Here is a 14,428-nt window from a genome sequence, read left to right as displayed (position 1 = left end):
TCAGCGGCGCAACACGGATTCCGACATCGCGTGCGGCACCGAAGGCCCAGGAAAGGACAAATAATGAATCACGACACGATAGGGAGCGGCCTGGTCGACACCAGGGCCGGGCTGGTGGATCGCGCCATCTTCTCCGATCAATCGATCTACGAGAAGGAAATGGAAACGGTCTTCCGGAAGTCCTGGCTGTTCGTCGGCCATGAAAGCCAGATCCCCCATAATGGCGATTATTTCCTGTCCCAGGCCGGGCGCGAGCCGGTTGTCGTCACGCGCGACCAGACCGGCGAGGTCAATGTCCTCCTCAACCTCTGCACCCATCGCGGCATGCCGGTCTGCCGCTATGACAAGGGCAACGCCAAGCGCTTCACCTGCCCCTATCATGGCTGGACCTTCTCCAATAATGGCGATCTTTCGGGCGTCCCGCTGAACACCGAAGGCTATGGCGGCAAGCTGGAACGCTCGCGCTGGGGCCTGATCCGGGCGCGGGTGGCGCGTTATTACGGGTCCATCTGGGCGACGTTCGACGAGGCGGCCCCCTCGTTCGAGACCTTCCTGGGCGATATGGGTTGGTGGCTGCGCGAATTCATGATGGGGCCGGATGGCGAGGATGACGGGCTGGAGGTGATCGACGGCATCCTGAAATGCGAGATTCCCAGCAACTGGAAATTCGGTGCGGAGAATGCGGCCGGCGATCTCTACCATGATGTCAGCCATAAATCGGTGCAGCGGGTCGGCCTGGCGCTGACGGGCCTGCGCGGCCGCCACACCTGGGACGCCGACAAGAACAGGTTCCGCATGCTGAACATCACCTTTCCGGCCGGCGGCCACGCCGTGCGTGGAAACCTGTATGAACACGCGATGCGCGAGTATTTCTCGCAATGGGGCGCCAATCCGGAGGTTGATGAATATTTCCGCGACGCCCATTACGCCCGCCAGAAGCGGGTCGGGGAGCGGGAGCGGCTGTTGAACCGGGGCGGCGTTGTCTTCCCGAACTTCGTCTATAACGCCGCCAACCGCACATCGGTCACCACCTGGATCCCGCGCGCACCGGGCCGGACGGAGGTCTGGAAATGGGTCTTCGTGCCGAAGAACGCGCCGCAGGTGGTCAAGGACGTGATGCGCAACTACCTGCTGCGCTACACGGGTCCTGCCGGCATGGTGGAACAGGATGATTTCGAGAATTGGGGATCGGCCCAGGTCGGCGCCGAAAGCGCCCTGGCTCGGCGCCTGCCCATGAATTACCAGCTCCGCCTGGGTGGTGAGGCGAAATGGGCCTGGCCCGAACCCTGGATCGGCGCCGGCGCGCTGGTCGATGAGGGTGTTTCCGAACATGCGCAGCGCATCTTCTATGACCGCTGGTCGGAGATGATGACGGGTCAGCCCCAGCCCTTCCGCCCGGAGGCGGCCGCAGAATGACGACCGAGACGCAAGAGGCCATCGCCCTGCCCTTCCACCCCGACCTGAAGGCCCGTGTGGAGGATTTCCTGGCCTATGAGGCCGAATTGCTGGACGAGCGACAGTTCGACCGCTGGCTGGACCTGCTGGATGACGACATCCATTACTGGATGCCGCTGGTCCGGAATTTCGAATTCAACCGACCGCAGGACGAATATAGCCGGGCACATCTGGATGCGGCCTGGTTCGATGAAGGCAAGCAGACCCTTCAGCAGCGCATCCGCCAGATCCAGGGCGGCGACCATTGGGCGGAAGAGCCCCTGTCGCGCACCACCCACATGACCACCAACATCCGCATTGCCGCCGTCACGGAGACGGAAATCACCGTCAAGTGCCGCTTCCTGCTCTATGTGAACCGGCGGGAGGAAGAGGTACGGCTGTTCGTCGGCAAGCGGAAGGACATCCTGCGACCGGCCGGCGACGGTTTCCGCATCCTGAAACGATCCATCTTCCTGGATCAGAGCAAGATGCTGTTCAAGAACCTGACGACCTTCTTCTGAGTGTCCGATCGGGAGATTTTTATTCACTATCAAAGCCTTATACTATTTTGCGGTGACCAGAACCTGTTGGCTCTGATCAATGCAGATACGGATAAGGAACCGCAGGTCGGTTTCCCCAAGTCTCGACAGAGGAACCCCGATGACATCCACCAGTGCCGGCGGATTCCGGCGGCGCCTGCGGGATCGCACGCGGCTTGCCGGCAGCTTCATCAAGACGCCAAGCGTCCACGCGACCGAAATCCTGGGCGATCTCGGCTTCGACTTCGTCATCATCGATGAGGAACATGGCCCCTTCGACCGGGCCGCCATCGACCTGCTGTTGCTGGCGGCCCGGGCCGGCGGCATTGCCGGGCTGGTACGGGTGTCCGGCCCTGGTTCCATCCTCCCCGCTCTCGACATGGGGGCGGCGGGGGTGGTCGTACCGCATGTGAATTCGGGCGCAGAGGCCAGGGATGCCGTTGCCGCCGCGCGTTATGCCGGCGGCAGCCGGGGGTTCTCGCCATCGCCAAGGGCCGGGCGATACGGGGCGCTGGGGCTGGCCGACCATGTCGCCCGGGCCGATGCGGCCGTGTCCGTGACCCTCATGATCGAACATCCCGACGCGCTGCGGAACCTGGAGGCCATCGCGGCCATCCAGGGCGTCGATGCCCTGTTCCTGGGGCTGGGCGACCTTGCCGTCGCCATGGGGGAAAGCTCTGCCGAAGCCCCTGCCCTGCGGCGTGCGGCGGCAGAGATTTGCCGGACCGCGCAACGCCACGGCCGGGCCCTGATGGCGACGGCCCCCGATGTCGAGGCGGGGGCCTGGCTGCTCGACCTTGGTGTCAGCGCGCTGGTGGTGAATTCCGATCAGGGTTTCCTGCGCAAAGCCGCCGCACAGCAGCTTCACGCCTTCCAATCCCTGCCCCCACAGGAGGTGGCACCATGAGTTCCACGGACCCGACCTTCGGCGACAACCGCCGCCTCACGCCCGGCACCCATTGCCGCCCCGCCAGCTTCGTGCCGTTCAGCGCCGGCCCGCCGCAAATCCTGGAGGCGGACGGAACCCCGACCTGGATCGCGCGGGGGGCGAATTTTGTCGTCGCGGTCAGCCGCGTGGCGGAAGGCGCACAGATCGTCCAGCCGGATATTCCCGATGAATCGATGCTGCTGCTGTCGCCGGCGATCCCGGTAACGGTCGGCACGGGCGACGCGACCCGGCGGATCGGGGAAGAGGCGCTGGCCATCCTTCCCCCTGGCACCACCCGCCTCACGGCGCATGGCCCGGGTCTGATCGTGCGCATCCTTTCCGGTAGCGCCGCCTTCCTGCGAGACCGCGCGGCCAATGCCGCCGCCTATGCCGGGGGCGCTCCGGATGTCGCCCCGCTGGAAAGCTGGCCCGCACCACCGGACGGGTTCCGCCTGCGCGTCTACCCTTTGCGTGATTACATGGAAGATGTCGGGTTCGGCCGCCTCTTCCGGTCCACCAACCTGATGGTGAACATCTTCCAGCCATCGGTGGCCGCGCGCGACCCGGCACGGCTCAGCCCGCACGACCATGCCGATTTCGAGCAGGGATCGCTGACCCTGGAAGGCGATTTCACCCATCATCTGCGCACGCCCTGGGGGGCGGACCGGGGCCGGTGGCGCGCGGATGAACATCTGGATTGCACAGGCTGCTCCCTGGTCGTCATCCCGCCCCGGATGATCCACACCACGGGCTGGCACGGCGCCGGCGCCCGGCTGGTCGATATCTTTGCCCCACCCCGGGATGATTTCGCGTTGAAACCGCGCTGGGTGCGCAACGCCGACGATTACCCGCTGCCGCCCCGCCTGCTGCCGGGCGGGGCGGCATGACGACCGCATCCCGGAACCGCTGGAGAAAGCGCGCGGCGATATGCTACTTTGCCCCTTGCCACAGGGTGGTGGCCAATAGGGTGGTGGCCAATAGGGTGGTGGATAGCCTGGTCCGGGGCCTTGAAGTGGATTGAACTCCAATGAAATGAACGGACGGTCAGGGGGCAGGCCCCGGCCTGACAGATTATCCTGCAAGCGAAGGACTCAAGAATTTCATGGCCGGTCAAAAGAAAGCCGCGAAGGGCGGAAACTTTCGCGAACCTCATGATTACAAGGAACTGGAAACGATACTCGACCCTTTGTTCAAGGGGGAGATCGACTATCTCATCCGCATGATCCGGATGCGGGAGATTTACGCCATCGAACTGATGCTGGAGCCCGTGGGCCTCACCTTGAGCGCCTGGTATCCGCTGACCGTCCTGCGGGTCGAGGATGGCATGTCGCAACGCGAACTGGGCACCCGCCTGAACCTCAAGGATGCCGCCATCGGCAAGGCCATCGACGCCCTGGAACGGGCGGGCCTGGTGAACCGGGAGAAGGACCCCGACGACCGGCGCAAGGCGCTTGTCTGCCTGACCGGGGAAGGCAAGAAGATCGCCCGGTCGGTGGAAAAGATGCGTAAGAAGTTCCAGGCAGCCGTTATTGACGGTTTCTCCGAACAGGAAAAGGACCTGTTCCGGGACCTGCTGGAACGGTCCTATGAAAATATCGGCAAGCTGATCGCATCGCAGAGCTGAAACGGCCGCGGTGAAACCAGCCTGGTAAACGGGCCGGTCACCGCCGTTCCGCCGGATCAATCCTCCGGCATCAATCCTCCGGTGCGATGGTGATGGTCAGGCCCGCCAATTCCGGCTGATAGCGCAACTGACACGACAGGCGGGAGGCACCGGTACGGTGGGCACTGCTGTCCAGCAGGTCGTTCTCGTCCGGCCCGACCGGCGGCAGAAGGCCGGCGGCACTGCCATCGACATAGACATGGCAGGTGGCACAGGAACAGCAACCGCCGCACAGGGCCTGCAGATCATCGAACCCCTGTTCGCGCAGGATCTCCATCACGCTCATGCCGGGCTCGGCAGTGACGGTCCGTTCGGTTCCATTCCGGTCGATCACTGTCAGGGTCATCATTCCTCCTCTGGATTTGATTGCAGGTACTCAACCGGCGAACGCTGCCGCCAGCAACTTGAGCGGCCGATCAGCATCCACCAGCAGTTCCTCGGGGATGGCCATGCGGGCGGCCACCAGGGCGCGACCCTGGACATAATCGGCAACCCTGTTCACGCAATCGATGGCCACGACCCGCCCGCGCTTCATATAGACGATGCTGAAGGCGCGTTTCGCGGGATCGCCGCGCAGCAGGGCCGTGTCATGGCCGGTTGAAAGCCCGATGGTCTGCAGCTTCAGATCATACTGGTTCGACCAGAACCAGGGCACGGCGTGATAGGGCGCGGGCGCACCGATGATCGATTTGACCGCCGCCAGGGCCTGATCATTGGCGTTCTGCACGGATTCCAGCCGGATGCGGGCCCCGTCGGCAAATGGGTTGGCATGCGCGGCGCAATCGCCCACGGCATGGATGTCGGGCAGGCTGGTCCGGCAATATTCATCGACATCGACGCCGTTGCTCCCCACAGCACCCGCCGCCAGCAGCGGCTCGACGGCCGGAACGACGCCGATCCCGACGATCACCATGCCGCAATCGATTACCTGGCCATCGGCCAGTTCCACGCCGCACACCCTGCCGTCACGCCCCCGGATGGCGGCAACCACGGCCCCCAGCCGCATATCGACACCGTGAGCGCGATGTTCGGCCTCATAGAAGCGGGACAGCCTCTCCCCCGCGACCCTGGCCAGCACCCGTGGCAGCGTCTCCAGCACCGTCACCTGCTTGCCGGCCTTGACCAGCGCGGACGCCGCCTCCAGCCCGATATAACCGCCGCCGATCACCACGGCGTGGCTCACGCCATCCAGTTCCGCCATCAGCCTGTCGGCATCCGCCCGGCTGCGCACCGTGTGGATGCCCGCCAGATCGTGCCCCGGACAGGCCAGCCGCCGCGCCCGTCCACCCGTGGCCCAGATCAGGGTGCCATAGCCGATTGCCGCCCCGTCGGCGGTGGTCACGCGATGCGCCGTGGGATCGACGGCCGTCACGCGGGCCCCCAGGATCATGTCGATCCCCTTGTCCGCCCAATAGGTGACGGGCTTGATCAGGATGCGCGCGAACGGCTTTTCCCGCGCCAGATATTCCTTGGAAAGCGGCGGCCGTTCATAGGGCGGGTCGGGCTCCTCCGATATCACCGCCACGGTGCCGGTGAAATTGTTCTGGCGCAGGGATGCGGCCGCCTGCGCCCCGCCATGCCCGCCACCGACGATTAGCACGTCGTAACGCTGCTCCATGATACCCCCTAGCTCCGCAGGAAAGCGGCGCCCCAACTATTGAGGGTCCGTTCCTCATGCACCCAGGTCTTGACGGGGCGCGGCCCCTCCACCTGTTCCAGTTCGGTGGAAAATTCCAGCCAGTTGCCGTCGGGGTCATTGATGAACAGGAACAGGTTGTTGCCGGGACCATGGCGGCCCGGCCCCCAGCGCAGCCGGATATGGCGCGCGGCGAACCGGTCAGCCCAGTCCCGGATATCCGTCCAGGTCGCGACATCATAGCAAAGATGGTCCAGGCGCTTGCGCGGCGCCCGGAACACGGCCAGGCTGTGATGCTCCACCCCGCAGCGCAGGAAGGCCGACGTCAGGTCCTGCCCCTCATCCCGGACATAGTCCGACGGGGCGAAACCGACAATGTCGCAATAGAAGCGGACCATCGCCGGCACCGCATCGCTGGCAAAGACGATATGCTGCAACCGTGCGGCCCCGGCCATGTCGATTTCCTCGGCGGGATCAGCTACACCGAACAGCAGAACATTGCCATCCGGATCGCTGAACCGGATGGCCGCGCCGGGCAATATGGATGATTGTGCCTCCACAATGCCGATACCGGCCGATACCAGCCTCTCACGCAGATCGCAGAGGGCTTGTGCATCCGGCACGGCAAAGACCGTATGGTCGACATTGTTGGCCGCACCGGGACCGATCATCAGCCGGCGCGTGCCCTGCCGCCCCATCCAGCGCCCCTCCTGCCATTGCCCTTCATAACCCAGCGCATCCTGATAGAAGCCGGCCAGGGCCTGCGGGTCGGGCGATGTCAGGGCGACAGCGGCCAGATGGGCCCGCAGCAGCGGCGCGGCCGTCCCCGGCAATTCGGCCGGAACCGTCTCTTGATCATCGATTTGCATATCGCTCTCCCGTGGCGGCCACCCTTCTGCCGGGCGGCGCGTTTTCCTTCATGGCGCCTTCGGGCACCGGGCATGCTTGACAAGATAATGCTTTGCTAGCATAACTTATTAGATCATTGCAATAGGGCGCGGCAAAGACAGCGCGCCCCGCAGAAATCCGGGAGGTTCATGTGCGTTACGTTACATTCTCCGCCGACGGCAGGACCCGCTGGGGATGGGTCGATGGCGACCGGGTCCGGGCGCTGGACCATCTCCACCCCTCCCTGAAAGCGGCGATCGAAGCCGGGGCGCTGGCGGCGGACCCACTGCGGTCCGGGGACGGCGCGGCCTTCGCGCTGACCGACATCACCTTCCTGCCGCTGATCCCCGATCCGGGAAAGATCCTGTGCATCGGCCTGAATTACGAGGATCATCGCCGCGAAACGGGGCGGGCCGTGGTGAGCAACCCCACGATCTTCACCCGCTTCGCCGACAGCCAGACCGGCCATCTTTCCGCGATACTGCGCCCGCGTGAATCCGCGATGCTGGATTACGAAGGGGAACTGGCCATCGTGATCGGCAAGGGCGGACGCCGCATTCCGGCGGCCACCGCCCTTGACCATGTCGCCGGGTATAGCTGCTACAATGACGGATCGGTCCGCGACTGGCAGGCCCACACGATCCAGTTCACGCCGGGCAAGAATTTTCCCGGTACCGGCGCCTTCGGCCCCTGGCTGGTGACGCCCGACATGTTCGGCCCGCCGGGGGGACAGACGATCCAGACGCGGCTGAACGGCACCGTCATGCAGCGAGCCACCCTGGCCGACATGATCTTTCCCATCGGCCGGCTGATCGAATATTGCTCCACCTTCACCCCGCTGGCCCCCGGCGACGTCATCGTGACCGGCACGCCGGGCGGTGTGGGCGTGAAGCGCAACCCCCAGATCTTCATGCAGCCCGGCGACCGGGTGGAGGTGGAGATCGACGGTATCGGCGTCCTGGCCAATGCCATCGCCCAGGAAGGCGCGGAATAGGCTGGCGACCGATACCTGAGGGCATCAAAAAAGGGGGGAGAAGCATGTTCCTGAAGAACTGCTGGTACGTCGCGGCCTGGCCGCATGAGTTGCCGGCCGGGCATTTCCTGGCGCGCCGCATCCTGGACCAGCCGGTGCTGCTCTACCGCACCGGTGCTGGCGATCCTGCGGCCCTTCTGGACCGCTGCCCGCACCGGCTGGTGCCGCTGTCGGCCGGGCGTCGCGCGGGGGATATCATCCACTGCGGCTATCACGGCATGGCCTTCAGGCCGGACGGCACGTGTGTCCATATTCCGGGCCAGGACAATATCCCGCCCAATGCCAATGCCACCGCCTTCCCATTGGTGGAACGGTTCGGTCTGGTCTGGATCTGGATGGGTGACAAGGGGCTGGCCGATGCCGATCTGGTGCCCGACCTGCCCTGGCTGACCCTGCCGCGCTGGACAAGTTCGACCGGCTATACGCATGTGGCAGGCGATTACCGGCTGCTGTCCGACAATCTTCTCGACCTCAGCCACGAAACCTATATCCACCAGGCGACGATCGGCAATGGCGAGGAGGAGAGCATCGCCGACTATCCCGTGCGCGTCACCCTGGACGGCAAGGTGATCCGGGCGCACCGGGAGATGCCGGACATCACGCCGCCGCCCTTCTTCAAGCTGCTGGCCGGCGGCGGCGATGACCGGATCGACCGCTGGCAGACCGCCATCTGGACGGCACCGGCCATCAACATGACCGATGTCGGCGTGCGGCCGGTCGGTGCCGGGCCGGAACAGACGCTGGTGTCGCGCGTCCTGCACCTTCTGACGCCGGAGACGGAGCGCTCGACCCATTATTTCTGGGCCCATAACCGGAATTTCCGGCTGGATGATGCCGACCTGACGGACAGGATCATCGCCGCGCATCAGCGCACCTTCGATGAGGACAAGGACATCGTGGAGCGTCAGCAGAAGGAACTGGACGATAGCGGCCTGTCGGTGCCGAAATTCGCCCTGCGTGTCGATGATGCGCCCTTGCGGGCCCGCCGGCTTCTGGCCACGCTGATCCGTCAGGAAGGCGAAGGCGGTCCGTCGGGGCTGGCCAGGGGGCAATGCCTGATCCCCGATCCCGAGGCGCTGACGCCCGTGGCGGTCTGACCGGATCCGCCCCCCTTGAGTGTCGAGGTCGCTTATGCATCTGCAAGAAAACCGGCCCATCCATCGCGGAACCGTCACCTCCACCGACGGTACCGTGCTTTCCTATCAGCGCCTTGGCCATGGCGCGCCGCTGGTCGTCTGCCATGGGTCCTTCGCCACGGCGCAGGACTGGCTGCCCTTTGCCGAACGGATGGCCCGAACGCGGACTGTCTTCCTCTATGACCGGCGCGGACGGGGCGACAGCCCCGCCGCACCCGATTTCGCCATCGATGCGGAACTGGACGATCTGGCCGCCATGATCGATCTGGCGGGACCGGAGGGCGCGCTGCTGGGACACAGTTTCGGCGGCGGCTGCGCGCTGGCACTGGCGGCGCGCATCGGCTTTCCCGGCCCCCTGATCGTCTATGAGCCACGCCATTCGGCACGCGGACCGGTCAGCCGCGGGCACATTCCCGACATCCGCCGTATGTTGGCCGCCGGGGACCTGGACGGTGCCACGGAATTCGCCCTGGCCCATGTCGTGGGCCTGCCGGCACCGGCCCTCGCGGGACTGCGCAGCGGGCCGCTGTGGGAGCGTTTCCGGCAGACCATCGGCGCCTTTCCCAATGAATTGCGCCTGCTGGATGATCTTGCCTGGCAGCCCGGTGACCTGGACGGCATCGCGGGCCCCTGCACCCTGCTGACCGGCGGGAACAGCCCCGTGCCGCCCGATGCCTCATCGCCGGATATGGCACTCCGCACGCTGCTGCCCGCCATACGGGCCCGCACCATTCCCGACCAGGGGCACTTCGCCTATTCCGCCGCACCGGCACTGCTGGCCGATAGTGTCGATGCCTGCCTGACCGGCCGAACGGTGCCAGCATAATTTATGCTATGATCACATTAGGGTGGCTATCCGTTGACCGGAGAACCGCTTCGGCGGCGACCGCCGCCGCACCGCACATGTGGCGTCGTCAAGCCCACGGATGTGGGCACGGGTGCCAAGCCCACGGATGTGGGCACGGGTGATTATGGGCGGTGATCGGTTGCGATCACCGGGACTTCGTATAACGACCCGAGCGGGGTCGATGACAACAAAGCGGGAGGAAATTTTGCCGATCGACAGGCGCAACCTGATGGCCGGAGCCGGTTCCCTGGCCGCCGCCGTCCTGACCGGACCGGCGGCCGGGGCCACGCCCTCCCCGCCGGTGGAAAAGCTGCGCGGCGTGGTGAAGGGCCCCGTCTTCGCGCGGTCGGATGCGGGATACCCGGCCGCACGGCGTGGCCAGGGCACCACGCCAGTGGAAGACCGCTTCCCCGCCCTTGTCGTGCAGCCCGACGATGCGGCCGACATTGCCCATGCCCTGGAATTTGCGCAGCGGCAGGACATGGACATCTCGGTACGGTCGGGCGGCCACGATCTGCTGGGCGCTTCGACCACCCGCACGGGGATGCTGATCGATCTGTCGCGCCTGACCGGCATCGATCTGGACCCGGCCAGCCGCATCGCCCGTGTGGGCGCCGGCACGCGGGCCGGGGCGTTGACGAATGCCGGCGCACCGCATGGTCTCGTCCCGTCGCTGGGCATGAACCCCAATGTCGGTGTCGGCGGCCTGACACTGGGCGGCGGCATGGGTTGGGTCAGCGGCATCTGCGGCGCCACCGTGGACACTCTTCTGTCCGTCGATCTGGTGACGGCCGACGGACGGGTGCTGCGGGCCGATGCTGACAGCAACGCCGACCTTTTCTGGGCGCTGCGGGGCGGTGGCGGCAATTTCGGCGTGGCCACGGCCTTCACCTACAATCTGCACGCCATCCCGCAGGTTCTGGCCGGCGATATCGGGTTCAAGGCCGACCCCGTCCGCTTTCTGCGCTTCCTGCGCGATTTCCTGGCGCAAAGCCCCGATGCGCTGGAGGTCGGGACCCTGTTCACCCTGGGGCCGGACCCGACCGTCATCGTCCGGCTCTGCTGGTCCGGGTCGCTTGGCGAGGGTGAAAAGGTCCTGGCCGCGCTGCGGGCTTTCGGCCCCGCGATCCTGGACACGGTCAGACCGCAAGCCTTCGCTTCCTTCGCCGGCAGTGCGACGCATTTCGACAATATGTTCCTGCGCGGCGGGGAGTTCGACGGGATCACCGATCCGGTCATCGATGCCTTCGCGGAGATCATCGCCAAAGGCGGGCCGAAAGGCTGCCTGATCGGCCTTCTGCATTATCTGCACGGGGCCCTGTGCCGTGTTCCCGCCGGCAGCACACCCTTCATCCGGGAACCGGGGCACATCCTTTACAACATCGTGGCACCCTGGCAGGGCGCCGATCTTCAGCAGGACAGGATCGACTGGGCCATGGCGACATCCCAGGCGCTGAAAGCCGTGAACAGCCGGAAAACCTATATCAACTACCTCAGCTATGAGGGCGATCATCATGTGCGCGATGCGTTCGGCCCGTATTTCGAACGGTTGCAGGCTGTGAAGCGGCGCTACGACCCCGGCAACATTTTCCACAACAACCGGAACATCCGGGCCTGACCGGCGGTGCTGCCCCCTGCCCCCCGGCATGATGACGAAGATGATGACGCAGAGGAGAGACCCGATGAAGGTCCAGGAAACGCCGACACCTGAGAGCGGCGCCGCACGGACGATCCTGATCGACGGCGAATTCAGACCATCCCGATCCCAGGCCACATTCCCCAGCATCAATCCCGCGACAGCCGCAACCATCGGCGATGTCAGCGCCGGGGATGGAGATGATGTGGATGATGCCGTGCGCGCCGCGCGCCAGGCATTCGAGGACAGGCGCTGGCTGAAGCTGCCCGCGCCGCAACGCGCCCGCATCCTGCATGCCATCGCCGACCGGATCGAAGCGGAATTGGAGCAACTGGCGCGCAACGAAGTGCTGGAAAACGGGATGCCGCTGCCCATCGCCCGCGCCACCATCGGCAATGGCGCGCAGGCGTTCCGCTATTTCGCGGGCTGGATCGGCAAGATCCATGGCCAGACGGGGGAGATGGCCCAGGGTGAGCCGTTCTTCGGCTATACGCTGAAGGAGCCGATGGGCGTGGCCGCGCTGATCGTTCCCTGGAACGGGCCCTTCATGATGGCCTGCCACAAGGTGGCCCCCGCCCTGGCCGCCGGCTGCACCGCCATCCTGAAGCCGGCGGAGGATACCTCGCTGAACAGCCTGCGGCTGGCCGCCATCGCGCTGGAGGCGGGGGTTCCGCCAGGCGTGCTGAATGTCGTGACGGGGCTGGGCAGCATTGCCGGTGCCGCCCTTGCCGGCCATGACGATGTCGACAAGGTCAGCTTCACCGGCTCCACCGCCGTCGGCCGCCAGATCGTGCAGGCGGCATCCGGCAACTTCAAGCGCCTGTCCCTGGAACTGGGCGGCAAGTCGCCGGTGATCGTGCTGGAGGATGCCGATCTGGAGAAGGCGGTTCCCGCCGTGCTGGCCGGCATCATGACCAATTCCGGCCAGGCCTGTGTCGCGGGCTCCCGGCTCTATGCCCACCGGGGGATCTATGACCGGCTCATCCAGGCCGTATCCGATGCCGCATCGAAGATGGTGGTCGGCAACGGGCTGGACCCGGGCACCCAGATGGGGCCGGTGATCTCCCGCAAGCAGCGGGACCGGATTCAGGGCTATATCGACGGCGGCATTGCCGATGGCGCGGAACTGGTCACGGGCGGGAGGTGTCTTGACAGCGACGGGTTCTTTGTCGAACCGACAATCCTGTCCCACGCCCCGGCGGATTCCAAGGTCATGCGGGAGGAGATTTTCGGCCCCGTCCTGTCCGCCATGCCGTTCGATGACCTGGACTGGGTGATCAGACAGGCCAACGCGACACGCTATGGCCTGGCCGGCGCGGTCTATACACGCTCGCTGGAGGCAGCCCACACGATCGCACGGTCCGTGCGCTCGGGCAATTTCTGGATCAATTGCTACAGCGTGCAGGATTTCTGGCTGCCCTTCGGCGGCTACAAGGAATCCGGCTGGGGCCGCGAACGCGGCGCCGCGGGGCTGGATGCCTTCATGGAAACCAAATCCGTCGTCGCCCGCCTTTATTGAGCCGTTTCACCCTTATGTTTCTTCCATGGCCATCCTGGACCGGATCAGGGGAACCGGTCGCACGGCCGGGGTGCTGGCGATCACCAGGACCAAGGGATCAAGGCGGTGGCGTCAGGGCGGGCTGTCCAGCGCGAACAGCAGCACCAGCCCCGAGGCATCCGCAGCGCCCGGCTGCCGCAGGTCCAGCGCGCGGCAGCCGGCGGCCATGGGGGCGGCCAGGGCGCTGTTGACGAAACGGGCATAGTCCGGTTCCGTCATCTCCCGGTTGCCGGCCAGGAACGCGGCGCCGCGCACCAGCCCCGTGGCCGGATCGAAATAGATGCCGATTTCCGCCCGGAACCGGCCGGCGGCGCGCGGCAGCGGCGGCGGGTCCCAGCAATCCATGATCTGGCTGCGCAGAAGCGGGTTCTGCTGCCCGCCGACATTGTCGATCTTGGCCCAGTTCACCGGCGGGGCCGGCGCATCCACGATGGCGGGTTCGCCCTGCTGTTCCCTGGGCGGCGGCTGCCGCAACACCACCGGGGGCCGCGGCGCGGGCCGGGCGGCCGCCACCGGGGCCGGTGCGGGGGGTGGCGCCGGGGGCGGGGGGGCCTCCGTCGCGCGGATACGGGCCAGCGCGGCGAACCGCCCGTCGGGATAGGCATCCAGATAGGCCCGGTATTCCGCCGCGTCCTTGCTGTCCCGGATGCTTTCCCAGAAAACGACCTCCGCATCCACCGGCACGGGGGCCGGCTGCGGCGGCACCGTGCAGGCGGCCAGGATCAAAAGAAAGGCAGGGGCGAGCATCCGCCGCAAAACGAAGACCAATCGATCCATCCTTCCACGCAAGGCAGCCAACCGGCCCCGCCGGTCAAGGCACCAGGACGGCCACCGGCACCATCGCCACCAAGCCGCCCCCCGCATGGATGCGGGTTATAGAGGATGCATATAAACCGATAAAGGCCACTTTCCGGCACGCGGCTACGTCCAATCGCCATAGGGGAAGGTTGGGCGGGGCGGGGATGGAGAAGCGGACGGGCGAGTTTGGAACACTATTGGGGCAAACTCGCCGACAGCACCAGGCCCCTCCCCTTTAATACGCTTCGACAATTGCCCGTCAGCCAATCGCATGCTATTTGGCTTTTCTAGTCCTACAATCAACCACAAGATGATCAATGACCTGCGCATGC

Annotated in this window: 14 protein-coding genes; 10 read left to right on the top strand and 4 right to left on the bottom strand. The window is 65.8% G+C overall.

The features are described from left to right. The first annotated feature begins 63 nt into the window (after nt 1-63). From ACM9LZ_RS23585 to ACM9LZ_RS23565, 5 genes are all read left to right on the top strand, one after another. Nucleotides 64-1,416, top strand: a complete 1,353-nt coding sequence (locus tag ACM9LZ_RS23585) for an aromatic ring-hydroxylating oxygenase subunit alpha (RefSeq protein ID WP_416621973.1) — start codon at nt 64-66, stop codon at nt 1,414-1,416. Then, nucleotides 1,413-1,955, top strand: coding sequence for a 3-phenylpropionate/cinnamic acid dioxygenase subunit beta (locus ACM9LZ_RS23580; RefSeq protein WP_416621972.1), 543 nt, complete (start codon nt 1,413-1,415; stop codon nt 1,953-1,955). Before ACM9LZ_RS23585 ends, ACM9LZ_RS23580 begins: the two co-directional genes overlap by 4 nt. A 139-nt stretch (nt 1,956-2,094) precedes the next feature. Then, nucleotides 2,095-2,880, top strand: a complete 786-nt coding sequence (locus ACM9LZ_RS23575; RefSeq protein WP_416621971.1) for an HpcH/HpaI aldolase family protein — start codon at nt 2,095-2,097, stop codon at nt 2,878-2,880. After that, complete coding sequence (locus ACM9LZ_RS23570) at nt 2,877-3,788, top strand: cupin domain-containing protein (protein WP_416621970.1); 912 nt, start codon at nt 2,877-2,879, stop codon at nt 3,786-3,788. Before ACM9LZ_RS23575 ends, ACM9LZ_RS23570 begins: the two co-directional genes overlap by 4 nt. Nucleotides 3,789-4,003: 215 nt before the next feature. Then, a complete protein-coding gene (locus tag ACM9LZ_RS23565) occupies nt 4,004-4,525 on the top strand; it encodes a MarR family winged helix-turn-helix transcriptional regulator (protein ID WP_416621969.1) in 522 nt (173 codons plus the stop codon). 70 nt (nt 4,526-4,595) lie between these two features. Here ACM9LZ_RS23565 and ACM9LZ_RS23560 read toward each other — a convergent pair whose 3' ends face one another. From ACM9LZ_RS23560 to ACM9LZ_RS23550, 3 genes are read right to left on the bottom strand one after another with little or no spacing between them, the layout of a single operon-like run. Continuing rightward, nucleotides 4,596-4,913 (bottom strand): 2Fe-2S iron-sulfur cluster-binding protein, encoded by a 318-nt coding sequence (locus tag ACM9LZ_RS23560; RefSeq protein ID WP_416621968.1) that lies wholly within the window; start codon nt 4,911-4,913, stop codon nt 4,596-4,598. Nucleotides 4,914-4,940: 27 nt separating this feature from the next. Next, a complete protein-coding gene (locus ACM9LZ_RS23555; protein ID WP_416621967.1) occupies nt 4,941-6,182 on the bottom strand; it encodes an NAD(P)/FAD-dependent oxidoreductase in 1,242 nt (413 codons plus the stop codon). A gap of 8 nt (nt 6,183-6,190) precedes the next feature. Next, nucleotides 6,191-7,069, bottom strand: a complete 879-nt coding sequence (locus ACM9LZ_RS23550; protein WP_416621966.1) for a VOC family protein — start codon at nt 7,067-7,069, stop codon at nt 6,191-6,193. Between the two features lie 170 nt (nt 7,070-7,239). Between ACM9LZ_RS23550 and ACM9LZ_RS23545 the strand changes: the two genes are divergently transcribed. The 5 genes from ACM9LZ_RS23545 to ACM9LZ_RS23525 all read left to right on the top strand — a co-directional run bounded on the left by ACM9LZ_RS23545 (nt 7,240) and on the right by ACM9LZ_RS23525 (nt 13,259). Next, entirely contained in the window at nt 7,240-8,082 is an 843-nt protein-coding gene (locus tag ACM9LZ_RS23545; RefSeq protein ID WP_416621965.1) for a fumarylacetoacetate hydrolase family protein, read from the top strand. 44 nt (nt 8,083-8,126) lie between these two features. Next, entirely contained in the window at nt 8,127-9,218 is a 1,092-nt protein-coding gene (locus ACM9LZ_RS23540; protein ID WP_416621964.1) for a Rieske 2Fe-2S domain-containing protein, read from the top strand. Between the two features lie 34 nt (nt 9,219-9,252). Continuing rightward, nucleotides 9,253-10,083, top strand: coding sequence for an alpha/beta fold hydrolase (locus ACM9LZ_RS23535; RefSeq protein ID WP_416621963.1), 831 nt, complete (start codon nt 9,253-9,255; stop codon nt 10,081-10,083). A gap of 226 nt (nt 10,084-10,309) precedes the next feature. After that, on the top strand, nt 10,310-11,722 hold the full coding sequence (locus tag ACM9LZ_RS23530) for an FAD-binding oxidoreductase (RefSeq protein WP_416621962.1): 1,413 nt from the start codon (nt 10,310-10,312) through the stop codon (nt 11,720-11,722). Nucleotides 11,723-11,786: 64 nt separating this feature from the next. Continuing rightward, on the top strand, nt 11,787-13,259 hold the full coding sequence (locus tag ACM9LZ_RS23525; RefSeq protein WP_416621961.1) for an aldehyde dehydrogenase family protein: 1,473 nt from the start codon (nt 11,787-11,789) through the stop codon (nt 13,257-13,259). Between the two features lie 111 nt (nt 13,260-13,370). On the opposite strand, the gene ACM9LZ_RS23520 is transcribed toward ACM9LZ_RS23525, so the two are convergent. Beyond that, nucleotides 13,371-14,066, bottom strand: coding sequence for a hypothetical protein (locus ACM9LZ_RS23520; protein ID WP_416621960.1), 696 nt, complete (start codon nt 14,064-14,066; stop codon nt 13,371-13,373). Nucleotides 14,067-14,428 lie beyond the last annotated feature (362 nt).

The sequence above is a fragment of the Niveispirillum fermenti genome (assembly GCF_048066175.1).
Lineage (GTDB): Bacteria > Pseudomonadota > Alphaproteobacteria > Azospirillales > Azospirillaceae > Niveispirillum > Niveispirillum fermenti.
The sequence above is the reverse complement of the archived record's forward strand: the minus strand, read 5'-3'. Positions and strand labels throughout refer to the sequence as shown.